Genomic DNA, 13,501 nt, shown 5'->3' with positions numbered 1-13,501 from the left:
TGCGTGGCGGTGTCAACGCTGTGCGCGCCGGCAGTGGCGGGCGATACGTCGTATATGGACGCGTTCGACCGCCGGGTCTCCGACATCGGAAGCCGGTCCGCGATGGACGACTTCGTGATCGCCGCCGTCAACGAGGGCCAGTATGACCAGGCGCTCTCGACTCTCGAAGAGATCATCCTGCGCAATCCGTCCGACATTGGTGCGCGCATCGCGCTGGCGCGGATCTACTACCAGATTTCGGCCTACGGCCTTGCCGCCGCGCATATCGAACAGGCGCTGCTTACGGCCGGCTGGGAAGCCTTCGAAAAGGAAATCGAGGAACTGAAGGCCAAGATCGACCGCGCGGAAGGCGGGTACGAGTATCGGCTGACCTTCACCGCCGGCGTCGGCTACCGCGCCGTGACCGAGTCGGTTCCGACGATCCCCGACCAGGACTACGATCTCACATCGCCGTTCTTCATCGCCGACGGCGTGGTGATCCGCGATCTCGACACCGCGTCGAACGACGACATTCGCATCGGCGGCACGATCAAGTATTCGCGCGGACTTGCCGACATCAATTTCGACGACGACATCACGTCGTTCGACATGTATCGCGGCCGCGCCTACGCCACCTATTCCAAGGGTCTGCCGGATCTGATCGACACGCTGCGCATCGACACCACGGCCTACGCCTCCTTCCAGGCCTATGGCAGCGAGCGCACGATCCGCGACTACGGCGCCATGACGGAAATATACGTCCAGCCAAGCGTCGAGAGCCAGGTGCGGGTATTCGCCGGCTATGGATGGCTGGGCGATTCCGACCAGTATTACACCGACCATCGGGTGCGTTACGGGGCGTCGGGGGAGTACCGGGTTGCGCCGGGCGTGGCGCTTGGCGCCTATGCGTCCGGCTATTACGACTGGGGCGTTTCTCCGAAGCGCATGGATTACGACACCCCGCCGAACTACGATTTCGAGGGTCATGGCTACGAGGTCGGCGGCGCGATCTCGCATCTGCTCTACGTGTTCGAGGACGGCCGCAGCTGGACCCACCGTTTTGGCGGCAGCTACACCGAGGAGCGTATCCTCGACTATGCGAGCCTCTCGGCGAATATCGCGTATCCGTCCTATATCGCGGACATGGTCGATCGCGAGGCTTGGGAGATCTACTGGAACCACACCGTCCAGACGTCGCCTGACAGCGAGATCACCTTCGGCGCCAAATACGGCCAGGAGGAGATCACCGATACCTGGACGGTGTTCGACCGTTCCCAGGACTATTGGGGACTTCACGCCGCGTTCACCTACCAGTTCAACTGAGGGCGTCACCATGTCTGCATCGATCAAGGGTATTGCGGCAGGATTGCTCGTCGCCGCGGTTGCAACGGCGTCCTTCAGCGCTTCGGCGCAGGAAGTGGGACGCATGACGCTGGAGAAATCCCAGGTTTCGCGCGGCGGCGTGCGCGTGGGCGAGGGGAGCGGCATCTCGCTCGGCGACCAGCTCGTCGCCAATGCGACGGGCGCGGGCGTCATCGTCTTCGAGGACGAGTCGACGGCGCGCATGGGGCCGAACGCCGTGCTGACGATCGACGAGTTCGTCTATGACCCGGGCCGGCGCAGCGGCACGGTGCGGCTGGGACAGACCAGCGGCTTGTCGCGCATCTATGGCGGCCAGATTTCCAAGCGCGGCCGCGCCGAAATCCGCACGCCGCACATCGTGCTGGTGGTGCGTGGCGGCGTGGTCGATCTCAAGGTCGAGTCGGACAAGACTTACGGAACGCTGCGCGGCGGCATCATGAAGTGTGAGGTGGGCGGCAAGACGCGCACGGTGACCAATCCGGGCATGACCTGCATCGCCGACGGCAACACGCTGGATATCCGCCGGCTGACCAACAACAACGGACACATGGTGACCCCGAGCGGCCCGGGCGGCGGCGATGCCGGTCGCGGCTATGACGAGGCGCATTGCGCCAGCGCCAGCGCCTCGGAGGCCTGCGGATCGGACAATGGTTCGCTTCCGAGGCTCGGCTTCGGCAATGGCGGAAACGATCCGCTGTCGGGCGGGCCGTCGGGCGGATCGGTCGAATGTTACCTCATCGAAGGTCCGTATTGCCCCGATTTCGAGGAAGATATCGGCGGATATATCGGCCCGACATATTGATGTGACGGGCTACAGCTAACAGCTAGCAGGGACGAGACGAACCGCGCATGAACGGGGAGAAAGTCCGCCGCAGTCTCGCAGGCGCGAGAGGCCTGGTCTTGCTCTTCGGCGCTCTGGCTGCCGTGTTGGTCGCCCTGCACGTCGCGCTGAGCGGCACATTCGCCTCGCTGCGCGAGAAAACCTACGACGTCTATCAGTCTGTCTCGCCGATCCCTCTGGATTTCAGCCAGATCGCGGTGGTGACGATCGACGAGGCGAGCCTTGCGAAATATGGCCGCTGGCCCTGGCCGCGCGAACAGGTCGCGGCGGTGGTGGACGCGATCACCGACAGCGGCGTTGCGGGCGTGGCGCTCGACCTTTTCTTTGCGGAACCGCAAGGCGGATCGGACGGGGATGCGAGCGACGCCGCGCTGGCCGACGCTCTGGTGCGGGCGCCGAGCGTGCTTGCCATGTCGCTCGATCCCCATGCCGGGCCGCTGGACGTGCCTGACAAGGCGGGCTGGACCGTGGTCGGCCTCGATCCCGACGCGGCGGCGTCCGTGGATGGCGGGATCGGTCCCTTGCCGCTTTTCGCCGAGGCCGCGGCCGGTCTCGGGATCGTGCGCACCCTGCCGGACGCGGACGGCACGATCCGCAAGGTGCCGCTGATCTGGGCGGAGGCGCAAAGCGACGGCGCGGTCAGGCTCTGGCCGACCATGACGCTCGACCTGCTGCGCGTGGCGCAGGGGGAGGCGAGTTTCACCTTGCGCCTCGAAGGGCTTTCCAGCGACGCCGTACGGGTTGGCGGCGTGACCGTGCCCCTGGGCGAAGACGGGCGCATCCGGATTGTCGACACCTCCATCCTGGTGCCGCATGTGTCGGCGCGCGACCTTCTCGACGAGGGCCCGAGCGAAGACCTCGCCGGGCGGGTGGTGCTGCTTGCCGTCGATGTGGCCGGCGTCGATCAATACCACCTGACGGCGCGCGGCGGACACCGTCTCGGCGCCGACATCCACGCGATCCTGCTCGCGCAGATGCTCAACAACCGCTACCTCTTCGAAGCGCCGCGGGCGCGCTGGCTGGAGCGCAGCATGTTCCTGGGCGGCGGCGTCCTTCTGCTGATCATCCTTGTCGCCTTCTCCAGGCGGCCGCTCTATGCGGGCCTGTTGTCGGCGCCGGTGATCCTCGCGCCGCTCGCCATCGGCGCGGTCGCTTATGCGGGGCGAGACGTGCTGCTCGACGGCGTGCAGCCGGCGGCGGGGCTGCTCGTATTGGGCGCGGCCGGCGGTTACATGCTGTATCGCGAGGCCGAGCGCCGACGCGGCGTCCTGCAGAAGCAGTTCTCGCAGTTCCTCTCGCCGGACGTGGTGAAGCATCTCGCCGAGACCGACACGGCGGCCGCGCTGAAGGTCGAGGACCGCGAGATCACGGCGATGCTGGTCGACATGCGCGGTTTCACGTCCATGTCCGGCGAATTGGGGGCCGACCGGGCGGTGAAGGTGGTCAACCATTTCCTCGGCATCGCCAGCCGGGAAATTTTTGCGCGCAACGGCACGATCGACAAGTTCATGGGCGACGCGGTGCTGGCGTTCTGGAACGCGCCGCTGGAGGTGCCGGATCACACTGATCGGGCGATCGAATGCGCGCAGGCGATCATCGCCGGCGTCGCGGCGGCCAATCCGCAATTGAACATGCAGGACCTTCCCTCAATCGAGTGCATCGCCGCGATCGAGGCGGGCGTTTGTTCGGTCGGCAACATGGGCACCGAACAGCGCGTCGATTACACGGCGATCGGACCGACCATCAACATGACCGCCCGGCTGGAGGGCGAGACCAAGAAGATGGGCCAGAAGATGCTGATCGGGCCCTACGCGGCCTCCTTGACCAAACATGACCTGACAGATCTGGGCGAAGTGGAGCTGCGCGGCGTCAGCGAGCCCTGCAGGGTGCATACGCCGACGGTGATGCTGGCCTCCTGATACGGCGGCGATCCGGATTTGGCCAGAATGGCGCAGTATCAGATGTCGCAGATGGGGAGATCGACATTTCGGTGTTTGCGATTCTCAAGCGCATGCGGACCCGGACCCGGCCGGCTCGCCGCAGGTTCGGGCTGGCGGTCCTGCGCGCGCGTGCCGTGCGGGCGCGACCGCGCAAGAATGGGTGTTTCATCGCCATTACGGGGAGTTCGGCGAAGTCGACCACGACCGCCCTTTTGGCGCATGTGCTGCGCCGGCAAGGCAAGGTCAGGACGCAACTGTTTCGCAATTCGCTGCTCAACGTGGCGAAAGCGGTTCTCGCGACACGCTCCGACGACGCCTATGCCGTGCTGGAACTCGGCGTCGCCAGACGGGGCGACATGGGGCCGCTGTCGGACGTCACCCGGCCGGACATCTCCATCGTCACGCTCGTCGGCATCGAGCATTACTCGTCCTTCCGGAGCAGGGAGGCCGTCGCCCTGGAGAAGGGCCGGCTTGTCGAGGCAACCCGGCCGGACGGCTTCGTCCTGTTGAACGCCGACGACGCGCAGGTGATGGGCATGGCGGAGCGCAGCCCGGCGCGCGTCGTCACCTTCGGCCGGGAGAAGGACGCGGATTATCGCGTGACGCATGTCGAGCAGCATTTTCCGGGCATGCTCACGGTGGACGTCGCCTGGCGGGGCGGCACCCGACGATTGAAGGCGAAATTCGTCGGCGAGCATTTCTGGCTTTCCGTCGTGGCCGCGTTCGCCGTCGCCACGGAACGGGGGATGTCCGCGGAGGCGATCGAAGAGGCGATCGCAGACTTCGAGCCGCTGCACGGGCGATGCGCGGTGATGACGTCCGAAGGCGGGCCGGTGTTCGTCGTCGATACGGCGAAGGCGCCGTGGGAGACGATCGAATTGCCGATGCGGACTGTCGGGAGCATGGACGCGCCGCGCAAGCGGATCGTCTTCGGGCAGATGTCCGACTATGCGGGCAATCCCAACTCGAAATATCGCGCCGCCTACGCCGCGGCACGCGCCGTCGCCGATCAGGTCATCTTCGTCGGCGACAATGCACACAAGCACAGGGCGAGCGAGGACGACGTCTCGCAGGGGCGCATCATCGAGGCGGTCAATGCGCGCGAGGTCTATGAGCATCTGCGCGCAACGGCGGTGGAGGGCGAGGTCGTTCTGCTGAAGAGTTCCCAGAACCTGCATCTCGAACGCGTGGCGCTGGCGTTCCAGACGGAGGTGCGGTGCTGGGCGGAGCGATGCGGCATAGAGCAGGGCTGCATCCGCTGCGGCCTGTACGCCCACCCTTACGAGGAGCATCGCGCCATTTTGAAGAAGAGGGAACGCGCGCGGCGCTTTCGTCGCCTGGTGCCGTGCATGGCGGACCGCGACGCGGACGACTGAAGCGCTTCGGGCTCAAGCCTCCCGAACGAGCGCCCCGCGGGCGAGCGACCTGAGCGTGTCGACATAGTCAGCCTGCGACCAGCCGCAGTCGCGCGTCAATTGTTCCCAGTTTCCCACCGATAGAAGCGTCCACAGCAGGTCGGTCGCCTGGTCCGGTGACCATCTGGGGGCGAGCATGCCGTCGCGCGCGAGAGCCGCGACCGCGGCTTCGCAGCCCTCGCGCACCGCCTGCGTGCGCCCGGCCCATGCCAGCCGCGCTTCGTCGTCGGTCTCCTGCATCGCGATGAGTGCCTTGGCGACGCCGTGGATCTCGGGAATGTAATTGCCCCAGGCCTCGATGAAGGCATCCAGCCTTTCGACGCCGCTGGTGGCGGTCCGGCTGGCCACCAGCCGATCGTCCACCTGCTTCACCTCGTCCAGGTATTTCGTCGTCGCGACCAGCAGGTCGGCCCGCTTGGGGAAGTGGAGATAGAGCGCCTGGCGGCTGATGCCGACCGCTTTCGCGATGTCGGCCATTCGCACCTCGCCGCCGTCTCCGGCTTCGAGCAGCTTCCAGGCGGTTTCGAGGATGCGGGTTCGTGTGTCGGATTTTTCGCTTGACATGGTGTCAAGTAACCCCTACTTGACGTGGTGTCAACTTGACATGGTGTCAAGTGACGTAATCAGAGAGGAAAAGCATCATGAAGGTCATTGTTTTCGGAGCCACGGGATCGGTCGGCAGGCTTGCCGTCGAGCGCATGCTGGAGGAGGGTCACTCGGTGACAGCCTTCGCCCGCCATCCGGCGAAGATCGCGATCGATCATCCGCAGCTGACGCTGTTTGCCGGCGACGCCTTCGACCCGGCGTCCGTGAGCGAAGCGGTGAACGGGCACGACGCGGCCGTCATCACGATCGGGGCGGGGGCCTCGCGCAGCAGCCGGATCCGCTCGCAGGGCACGCTGAACGTGATCCAGGCGATGCAGTCGCATGGCGTGCGCCGCCTGATCTGCCAGTCGACGCTCGGCGCGCATGAAAGCTGGGGCAATCTCGACTTCTTCTGGAAGCGGATCATGTTCGGCGCGCTGCTGCGGCCGGTCTTCCGCGATCACGAATTGCAGGAGCAACTGGTGCGGGCGAGCGGGCTCGACTGGACGATCGTGCGGCCGAGCGCCTTCACCGACCAGCCGGCGACGGGCGGCTTCAAGGAGAATTTCGGGCCGGAGCTGCGCAAACTGAGGCTCAAGATCGCCCGCGCCGACGTGGCCGCCTTTCTCGCCCGCCAGCTCAGCGAGGCGACCTATCTGCGCCGTGCCGTCGGCATTTCGAACTGAACCCGAGAGGCGAGAAAGGAACAATCATGTTTGAACAGATCATTCCCTGGGGGCTGGCCATGGCGGCGGTCGCCGCGGGCCTTGTCGGCGGCGTCTTCCTGACGTTTTCGGACTTCGTCATGCGCTCGCTCGCAGCGTCGGCACCCATGTCCGGCATGGAGGCCATGCAGGAGATCAATCGCAAGGTCTATCGCTCGGTCTTCATGGTGCTGCTCTTGGGCATGGTGCCGGTTTCGCTGGTGATCGCGGTCGCCGCGACGGCCCTTGCAACCGGTTCGGTGCGCGTGTGGCTGCTGTCGGGCGCGGCCCTCTACCTCGTGGGCGTGTTCGTGGTGACGGCGGCCGGAAACGTGCCGATGAACAAGCGGCTCGACGTGCTCGGCCTGACGCAGGCGTCGGCGCAGGGATACTGGCAGCACTACCTGCGGAACTGGACGTGGTGGAACCATGTGCGCACGATCGCCTCGATCGCAGCCGCCGCGTGCTATCTCGCCGGCGCGATGCTGCTGGGGCAGACCGCATGACGGCATGCCGCGAGACGATACGAAAAGGGCGCCTGTCCGGTTGCGGAGAGGCGCCCTTTTTTCTCGAAGCTGCCGTCAGCGCAGATACATGGTCGTGCCTTCGACCCGCGTGATCTTGGGCCGGTAGTTCTCCACGTCATACACGCCGCCGATGTTGACGCGATGCTCGCCCTGGGTGGAGATGTTGGCGGGCTGGGTCGCGTAATGGCCGTCGCGGATCGACATCATCAGGCCAGTGTGGCCGTCGGCGATCAGCTGGACCGCCATGGTGCCGAAATTCTTCGCCACGATCAGATCGACCGCGTCCGGAGGACCGGACCGCAGCAGATAACCCAGATTCTGGATCATCATGTTCGTGCCGGTGAGTTCCTTCAGGCCGACGCCGACGCGCTCGCCGATGCCGCCGAGTTTCTTGTGGCCATAAGCGTCCGCCTCGCCCTTCTCGATGATGCGCTCGCCGGCGACCATGGCGCCCTCGGACACGACGCAGACGGCGTAGTTGGACGGGTTGGCCCGACGGTCGGCGGTCATCAGTTCGGCCAGGCGTTCCAGTTCGAAGGGAACCTCGGCGATCAGCGTGCGGTCGGCATCGGCGAGGTAGCCGGCGGCCAGCGCGGTCATGCCGCAATTGCGGCCGAACATCTCGACGATCAGGAAGCGCTCATGGCTGCCCGCCGGGGTGCGCAGATTGGCGATCATCTCGACGGAGCGGGTGACGCAGGTGGAAAAGCCGATGCAGTAATCCGTGCCGAAGACGTCGTTGTCCATCGTCTTGGGAATGCACATGGTCGGCGCGCCGCGCTCGTGCAATTCGGCGGCGTAGGAGAGGGTGTCGTCGCCGCCGATGGCGATCAGCACGTCGATCTTCAGCGCTTCGAGGACGGCCAGCACATGCTCGGTCGCATCGACATAACCGGCGTCGGCATGCGGCGACTTCTTCTTCACATGCGGCGGCAGGTTCGCCTCCTTGATGCGTGACGGGCGGGTGCGCGAGGAATGCAGCACCGTGCCGCCGGACCGGTTGATCGAGCGCACGGAAGCCGGCGTCAGTTCCTGGCGGAATTGCGCGGTCGCTTCCAGGTCGAGCGGGTCGGTCTCCACCGGGCCGGCCCAGCCGCGTCGGAAGCCGGTGACGCTCCAGCCGCGCGCGAAGGCCTCGTTGACCACCGCCTTGATGGCGGAGTTCAGTCCCGGCACGTCGCCGCCGCCGGTCAGGATGCCCAGATGCATGTCGTCCTCCACTTTGCTTGCCGGGGAATTGCCGATGCGCCTCCGCCGTGTTGCGTTCTGACCACCATCTTAGTGCAAGTTTCGGTCCGTTTAAATCGATTTGTAGTGCCGAAATGACCGTCACCGCTGCTTCGCCCGGCATCAAAACGGCGAACTGGCGCGTGAGCGCGAGATGACCCTTGCCAACAAGCCCAAAATCGGGGCACGATTGTTTTTTGTGCAGCGCAACGCCAAGATTTCACAGTGGTCATGATTGCGGTTAACTCCCAGCTTCGCTCCAAACTGCTTGGTCTCGTCAAGGAAATCTATCCGGAGGGGGACGCCGCGCATCTGTCGCGACGGATTCTCGAGGTCTTCTGGCCGGACGGTCTCCAGCCGCGGCAGCGCGCCCGCCCGCCGGGCAACACGCTGTGGTCAGAGAAGGATTCCGTCGTCATCGCCTATGGCAATGCGGTCATCGACGGCCAGCACAAGCCGCTCGACCTGCTCTACGATTTCCTGAAGCACTACCTGGCCGACGCGGTCACGGGCGTGCACATCCTGCCGTTCTTCCCCTTCACCTCCGACGACGGGTTCTCGGTCACGGATTACGAGAAGGTCAATTCGCGGCTGGGCGACTGGGCCGACATCAACCGCATCGGCGACGAGTTCCGGCTGATGTCCGATCTCGTCCTGAACCACATGTCGAGCCAGTCGAAGTGGTTCAACGAGTATCTGCAGGGTCATGAGCCTTACGACAAATACTTCTTTGAAGCCTCGCCCAAGGACGATCTGACCGATGTGGTCCGCCCGCGCGCCCATCCGCTGTTGCGCGAAGTTGAGACGCCGAATGGCACGCGGCACGTCTGGTGCACCTTCTCCTATGACCAGATCGACCTGAACTACGCCAATCCCGACGTGCTGATCGACATGATCCGCATCATGCGGCTGCACATCGCCAACGGCGTGCGCATCATCCGCCTCGATGCGGTGGCCTTCATCTGGAAGGAAATCGGGACGAGCTGCATCCATCTGCGTGAAACGCATGCGATCGTGCGGCTGATGCGGCTGCTCGCCGATTATTGCGAAGAGCGCGTCGTTCTCCTGACCGAGACGAATGTGCCGAATGCCGAGAACCTTTCCTATTTCGGCAATCGCAACGAGGCCCATGCGATCTACAATTTCTCGCTGCCGCCGCTGTTGCTGCACGCGATGCTCACTGGCACGTCGCGCTATCTGAGCGCCTGGCAGATGGGGATGCCGCCGGCACAGCTGGGCTGCGCCTATCTCAACTTCACCGCCTCGCATGACGGGATCGGCATGCGCCCGGCCGAAGGGCTGCTCGATGAAACGGAGATCGGTCGGGTGATCGACACCGTGCGGTCCTTCGGCGGGCTCGTGAACATGCGCGCCATGCCGGACGGCACGCAGAAGCCCTACGAACTCAACATCACCTTCATCGACGCGATGAAGGGCACGGCCGACGACGGACCGGACGACTGGCAGTTCGAACGCTTCATCGCCAGCCAGACCATCCAGATGGCGCTGGAGGGCATCCCGGCCTTCTACATCAATTCTCTGACCGGCACGGGCAACGACTATGCCGGTGTCGAGCGGACCGGCCAGAACCGCACGATCAACCGCCGGCGGTGGGACTACCCGGAATTGCGCGAGGTGATGGACAATCCCTCCAGCATCCACAAGCGTGTGCTCGACGCCATGAAGGCGCGCATTCGCATTCGCGCCCGCCAGCCCGCGTTCCACCCGAACGCGACGCAGTTCACCCTGCATCTGGGCGAGAAGCTGTTCGGCTTCTGGCGCCAGAGCCTCGACCGCGACCAGTCGATCTTCGCGATCCACAACGTCACCAAGGAAGAGATCACGATCCCCGTGGTGTCGATCAACCTGATCACGGGTTCGCCCTGGAAGGATCTCCTGAGCGGGGAGGCGATCGACCCGTCGCGCGGCGAGATCACCTTCGCGCCCTATCAGTGCCGGTGGATCAGCAACCGCGGGTGGTAGGGCCCGGGAATTGCTCGCATTCAGGGAATTCTAACACCCTGCTGCTACCCTTCCGGCTTCCGCTTGGAGGACGGGGGGATGCGGCATGGTGGACGATCAGGAAGACTTTAATCGCTGGTGGAAGGACGGTCTCGTTCAGACCGGCGACATGCTGACCTGGCTGAAACGGCAGACGCCGGAGGAATGGCACCTGGCGACCGTCGCCACGTCCCATGACGGCGACCATGAGACGCTGGAATGGGTCACGGCGCAGCCGGACTGCGAACTGTCGACCGCTTTGACGATCTTCTGGATGGGCGCGCCGAGCGATTCGATACGCAATGTCTACATTCCCGAGCGGACGAAGCAGGAGGGCTTCGACCCGCGCAGCGGGTACGTGCGAAGGTTCGAGCTGCTGAGAGCCATCGTCGGGAGATTGAACGCCGGTTTCTACACCCGGCGTCAGATCGCATTCCCGCCACCGGAAACGCCGGGCTTCACGCCGGAGGACCTTATCGTCCACCGCCGCATGCACAAGCAGGCCATGGACGAGTTGATGGCGCTGGGATTTCCGCCGCCATGGTCGCTTCCGGGCTGGGCGGCCAACCCGTTCGGAGGGCGCCGCGCGCAGTCGGAGTACGATATCGACGAGGGCGCGGTCGTCCATATCCGCTACGACCTCTGGCGCGCGCGAAACGGTCTGACCGGCTGAGCCCCGCCGCTGTCGAGTCTCCCCGATCGGGCGTCAGCGAAAGTCGGCTTCGTCGGCCTTCACGGCCATGGCGAGGTCGTGCATCAGGTCGGGGTCGGCGGACTGGACGCGGCTCCAGTTGGGGATGAAGGGCGTTTCCATCGGATTGTCGAGGAAGGTCTGGCCCGCCTCGACGATGTTGGAGGCGAAGAGCTCGATGGCGCGCTCCTCGGCGTGGCGGTCGATGAAGAGGCCGTTCATGCGGGCGTCGTTGTAATAGGCTTCGACCAGATCCAGCGCCTCGCGGTAATAGGTCGCCTTGATGGTGCGGAACGTCTCCTGGCTGAAGACGGTGCCGTCGGTGGCGAGCTTGCGGTAGACCGCCTTGCAGATGTCGATCGACATGCGCGACAGGCCCTGGTGCGGGTCCTCCTCCGACAGGGGCTGGTGCTTGTGGTCATAGGCGTCGGCGACCTCGACCTGGCAGACGAGACGGGTCGACAGGTTGCGCCAGACCTCCGAGAGGACGCCGATCTCCAGGCCCCAATCCGAGGGAATTCGCATGTCCGGCAGGATGGCCGTGCGCATCGCGAATTCGCCGGCGAGCGGATAGCGGAAGGCGGCCAGATAGGTCAGGTAGTCGCGGTGTCCGATGGTCTTCGACAGAGCGAGGAGCAGGGGCGTGACGAGCAGGCGGTTGACGCGACCGTTCATCTTCCCGTCGGCGTAGCGCGCGTAGTAGCCCTTGCAGAAAGTGTAGGAGAAGGACGGATTGGCGACCGGGTAGACCAGCCGCGCCAGCATGTCTCGCGAATAGGTGACGATGTCGCAATCGTGCAGCGCCACGACCTCGGAATCGCGCCGCGCGAGCGTGTAGCCGATGCAGAACCAGACATTGCGGCCCTTGCCGGGCTCCTTCGGCGACAGGCCGTGCTCCTTCAGCCGCGCGTCGATCGCCTGCAGGCGCGGGCCGTCGTTCCAGAGGATCGAGTGTTCCTGCGGCAGGACCGAGAAGAATTCGCGCGCATGGCGGTATTCCTGCTCGTTGGCGCGGTCGAGGCCGATGACGACGTGATTGATGAAACGCGCGGCGGACAGCTGCTCGACGATGTTGGCGAGCGCCGGCCCTTCCAGCTCGGAATAGAGCGAGGGCAGGATCAGCGTCGTGCGGCGCTGGGCCGACAGGACTTCCAGTTCTCGCTCGAGCGTGTCGGGCCCGCTGGCGCGCAGATTGTGAAGCGTGGCCACATGGCCGTTCTGGTGGAAGTCCGCCATTGTCAGGTCCTGTTCTCGCCGTCGCGCGCTATCTCTTCCAATATCCGCAGAACGGATTCGTTCCAACCGTCGGGGCCCGGTTTCGAGGTGCGCCGAATGCGCCCCTCGGCCTCGCCGGCCAGTTCCGGCAGCGCCGCGCCTTGGGGATTGGCGACGACAATGCCGAGATCGGCGGCTTCCAGCATCTCGATGTCGTTGGGCGCGTCGCCCAGCGCGACCAGCCGCGGCAAAAGGTCGCCGCCGCCGTAGCGCTCGGCAATCTCGGCCATGCGCGAGGCCTTGGTGGCGCCGAAGGAGAGGGTGAGATAACGGCCTCCCTGGCGCGCCGTGACACCCTTTTCGGCGAGCAGGGCCTCGAATTTGCGGCGTCCGCCCTCGTCGCCCGACCAGAGGCCGGGTTCGGAGAAGCGCCGTTCGGCCGCCTTGGCGGCCGCGTCGCGCGGCAGGCCGGTGCGGGCGGCAACTTCGTCGACGCCCCAGTCTGAGAAGCCGGAATAGTGCGTGCGCAAGTCGGCCGGCAGGCTGTCGAGCGCTGCGATCAACCGTTGATGGTCCGAACCGTCATCGCCGGAAGCGCCGGCGCCCTCCGGTTCGAGCAGGCCGGCGCCGTTTTCGACAATGGCCGGGCAGTGCGCGAAACCCATCTCTGCGCGCAGGCCCCCCATCTCGGCGGCCGTCTTGGAACTGGCGAGGATCAGCGGAATGTCGCGTTCGCGTAGGGCATCCAGTGCCGGTCTGGCGGCGTCCCACGCATAGGTTGCATGGTCGAGCAGGGTTCCGTCGAGATCGGAGAAAACGATGAGCGGGGATGCCTTCGTCATGCCCCTGTCTAACCGGCCATGCGCGTTGCGCAAAGCGTTTTGACGGTCGAGACTGGAGCGCCGCGATCGAAAGAAGTCGCAGGCGCCGGGAACCGCGGATCGCTTCGCGACTTGTGTCTCGTGCGCGGGCCGGATCGGCGGTCCGTCCGCTTGTCGTTCAAGGGAGACGATG

At 65.2% G+C, this 13,501-nt stretch carries 12 protein-coding genes; 8 read left to right on the top strand and 4 right to left on the bottom strand.

From position 1 onward, the window contains the following. Nucleotides 1–54 precede the first annotated feature (54 nt). The 4 genes from MRY80_RS04565 (at nucleotide 55) to MRY80_RS04550 (ending at nucleotide 5,498) form a co-directional block, all read left to right on the top strand. Nucleotides 55–1,302, top strand: coding sequence for a tetratricopeptide repeat protein (locus MRY80_RS04565; RefSeq protein ID WP_293288497.1), 1,248 nt, complete (start codon nucleotides 55–57; stop codon nucleotides 1,300–1,302). A 10-nt stretch (nucleotides 1,303–1,312) separates the two neighbouring features. Further along, complete coding sequence (locus tag MRY80_RS04560; RefSeq protein WP_293288495.1) at nucleotides 1,313–2,143, top strand: FecR domain-containing protein; 831 nt, start codon at nucleotides 1,313–1,315, stop codon at nucleotides 2,141–2,143. 47 nt (nucleotides 2,144–2,190) lie between these two features. Beyond that, nucleotides 2,191–4,101: an adenylate/guanylate cyclase domain-containing protein gene (locus MRY80_RS04555; RefSeq protein ID WP_293288493.1), complete on the top strand. Its 1,911-nt coding sequence runs from the start codon at nucleotides 2,191–2,193 to the stop codon at nucleotides 4,099–4,101. A 71-nt stretch (nucleotides 4,102–4,172) separates the two neighbouring features. Next, on the top strand, nucleotides 4,173–5,498 hold the full coding sequence (locus MRY80_RS04550) for a Mur ligase family protein (protein WP_293288491.1): 1,326 nt from the start codon (nucleotides 4,173–4,175) through the stop codon (nucleotides 5,496–5,498). 12 nt (nucleotides 5,499–5,510) lie between these two features. On the opposite strand, the gene MRY80_RS04545 is transcribed toward MRY80_RS04550, so the two are convergent. Beyond that, nucleotides 5,511–6,101 (bottom strand): TetR/AcrR family transcriptional regulator, encoded by a 591-nt coding sequence (locus tag MRY80_RS04545; protein WP_293288489.1) that lies wholly within the window; start codon nucleotides 6,099–6,101, stop codon nucleotides 5,511–5,513. Nucleotides 6,102–6,178: 77 nt separating this feature from the next. On the opposite strand from MRY80_RS04545, the gene MRY80_RS04540 reads away from it, so the two are divergent. Further along, nucleotides 6,179–6,808 (top strand): SDR family oxidoreductase, encoded by a 630-nt coding sequence (locus tag MRY80_RS04540; protein WP_293288487.1) that lies wholly within the window; start codon nucleotides 6,179–6,181, stop codon nucleotides 6,806–6,808. Nucleotides 6,809–6,834: 26 nt separating this feature from the next. Next, a complete protein-coding gene (locus MRY80_RS04535; RefSeq protein WP_293288485.1) occupies nucleotides 6,835–7,332 on the top strand; it encodes an anthrone oxygenase family protein in 498 nt (165 codons plus the stop codon). A gap of 75 nt (nucleotides 7,333–7,407) precedes the next feature. On the opposite strand, the gene MRY80_RS04530 is transcribed toward MRY80_RS04535, so the two are convergent. After that, nucleotides 7,408–8,562: an ATP-dependent 6-phosphofructokinase gene (locus tag MRY80_RS04530; RefSeq protein ID WP_293288483.1), complete on the bottom strand. Its 1,155-nt coding sequence runs from the start codon at nucleotides 8,560–8,562 to the stop codon at nucleotides 7,408–7,410. Between the two features lie 249 nt (nucleotides 8,563–8,811). Here MRY80_RS04530 and MRY80_RS04525 point away from each other — a divergent pair, with 249 nt between their 5' ends. Both MRY80_RS04525 and MRY80_RS04520 read left to right on the top strand, forming a co-directional pair. Then, nucleotides 8,812–10,563, top strand: coding sequence for a sugar phosphorylase (locus MRY80_RS04525; RefSeq protein ID WP_293288481.1), 1,752 nt, complete (start codon nucleotides 8,812–8,814; stop codon nucleotides 10,561–10,563). Nucleotides 10,564–10,648: 85 nt separating this feature from the next. Beyond that, nucleotides 10,649–11,254, top strand: coding sequence for a DUF4274 domain-containing protein (locus MRY80_RS04520; protein ID WP_293288479.1), 606 nt, complete (start codon nucleotides 10,649–10,651; stop codon nucleotides 11,252–11,254). 33 nt (nucleotides 11,255–11,287) lie between these two features. On the opposite strand, the gene MRY80_RS04515 is transcribed toward MRY80_RS04520, so the two are convergent. Both MRY80_RS04515 and MRY80_RS04510 read right to left on the bottom strand, forming a co-directional pair. Next, on the bottom strand, nucleotides 11,288–12,508 hold the full coding sequence (locus MRY80_RS04515; protein ID WP_293288477.1) for a glycosyl transferase: 1,221 nt from the start codon (nucleotides 12,506–12,508) through the stop codon (nucleotides 11,288–11,290). 2 nt (nucleotides 12,509–12,510) lie between these two features. Continuing rightward, the gene (locus tag MRY80_RS04510) at nucleotides 12,511–13,329 is read right to left on the bottom strand and encodes an HAD-IIB family hydrolase (protein ID WP_293288475.1); all 819 of its coding nucleotides are present in this window, start codon (nucleotides 13,327–13,329) and stop codon (nucleotides 12,511–12,513) included. Between the last annotated feature and the right edge of the window lie 172 nt (nucleotides 13,330–13,501).

The sequence above is a fragment of the Oricola sp. genome (genome assembly GCF_022763245.1).
GTDB lineage: Bacteria > Pseudomonadota > Alphaproteobacteria > Rhizobiales > Rhizobiaceae > Oricola.
This window is presented reverse-complemented; position numbering and strand designations above follow the sequence as displayed.

Coding starts and splice junctions, on each gene's coding strand:
- MRY80_RS04510 (WP_293288475.1), bottom strand. CDS start 13,329: ATGACGAAGGCATCCCCGCTCATCGTTTTCTCCGATCTCGACGGAACC.
- MRY80_RS04555 (WP_293288493.1), top strand. CDS start 2,191: ATGAACGGGGAGAAAGTCCGCCGCAGTCTCGCAGGCGCGAGAGGCCTG.
- MRY80_RS04530 (WP_293288483.1), bottom strand. CDS start 8,562: ATGCATCTGGGCATCCTGACCGGCGGCGGCGACGTGCCGGGACTGAAC.
- MRY80_RS04560 (WP_293288495.1), top strand. CDS start 1,313: ATGTCTGCATCGATCAAGGGTATTGCGGCAGGATTGCTCGTCGCCGCG.
- MRY80_RS04525 (WP_293288481.1), top strand. CDS start 8,812: ATGATTGCGGTTAACTCCCAGCTTCGCTCCAAACTGCTTGGTCTCGTC.
- MRY80_RS04535 (WP_293288485.1), top strand. CDS start 6,835: ATGTTTGAACAGATCATTCCCTGGGGGCTGGCCATGGCGGCGGTCGCC.
- MRY80_RS04540 (WP_293288487.1), top strand. CDS start 6,179: ATGAAGGTCATTGTTTTCGGAGCCACGGGATCGGTCGGCAGGCTTGCC.
- MRY80_RS04520 (WP_293288479.1), top strand. CDS start 10,649: ATGGTGGACGATCAGGAAGACTTTAATCGCTGGTGGAAGGACGGTCTC.
- MRY80_RS04545 (WP_293288489.1), bottom strand. CDS start 6,101: ATGTCAAGCGAAAAATCCGACACACGAACCCGCATCCTCGAAACCGCC.
- MRY80_RS04515 (WP_293288477.1), bottom strand. CDS start 12,508: ATGGCGGACTTCCACCAGAACGGCCATGTGGCCACGCTTCACAATCTG.
- MRY80_RS04565 (WP_293288497.1), top strand. CDS start 55: ATGGACGCGTTCGACCGCCGGGTCTCCGACATCGGAAGCCGGTCCGCG.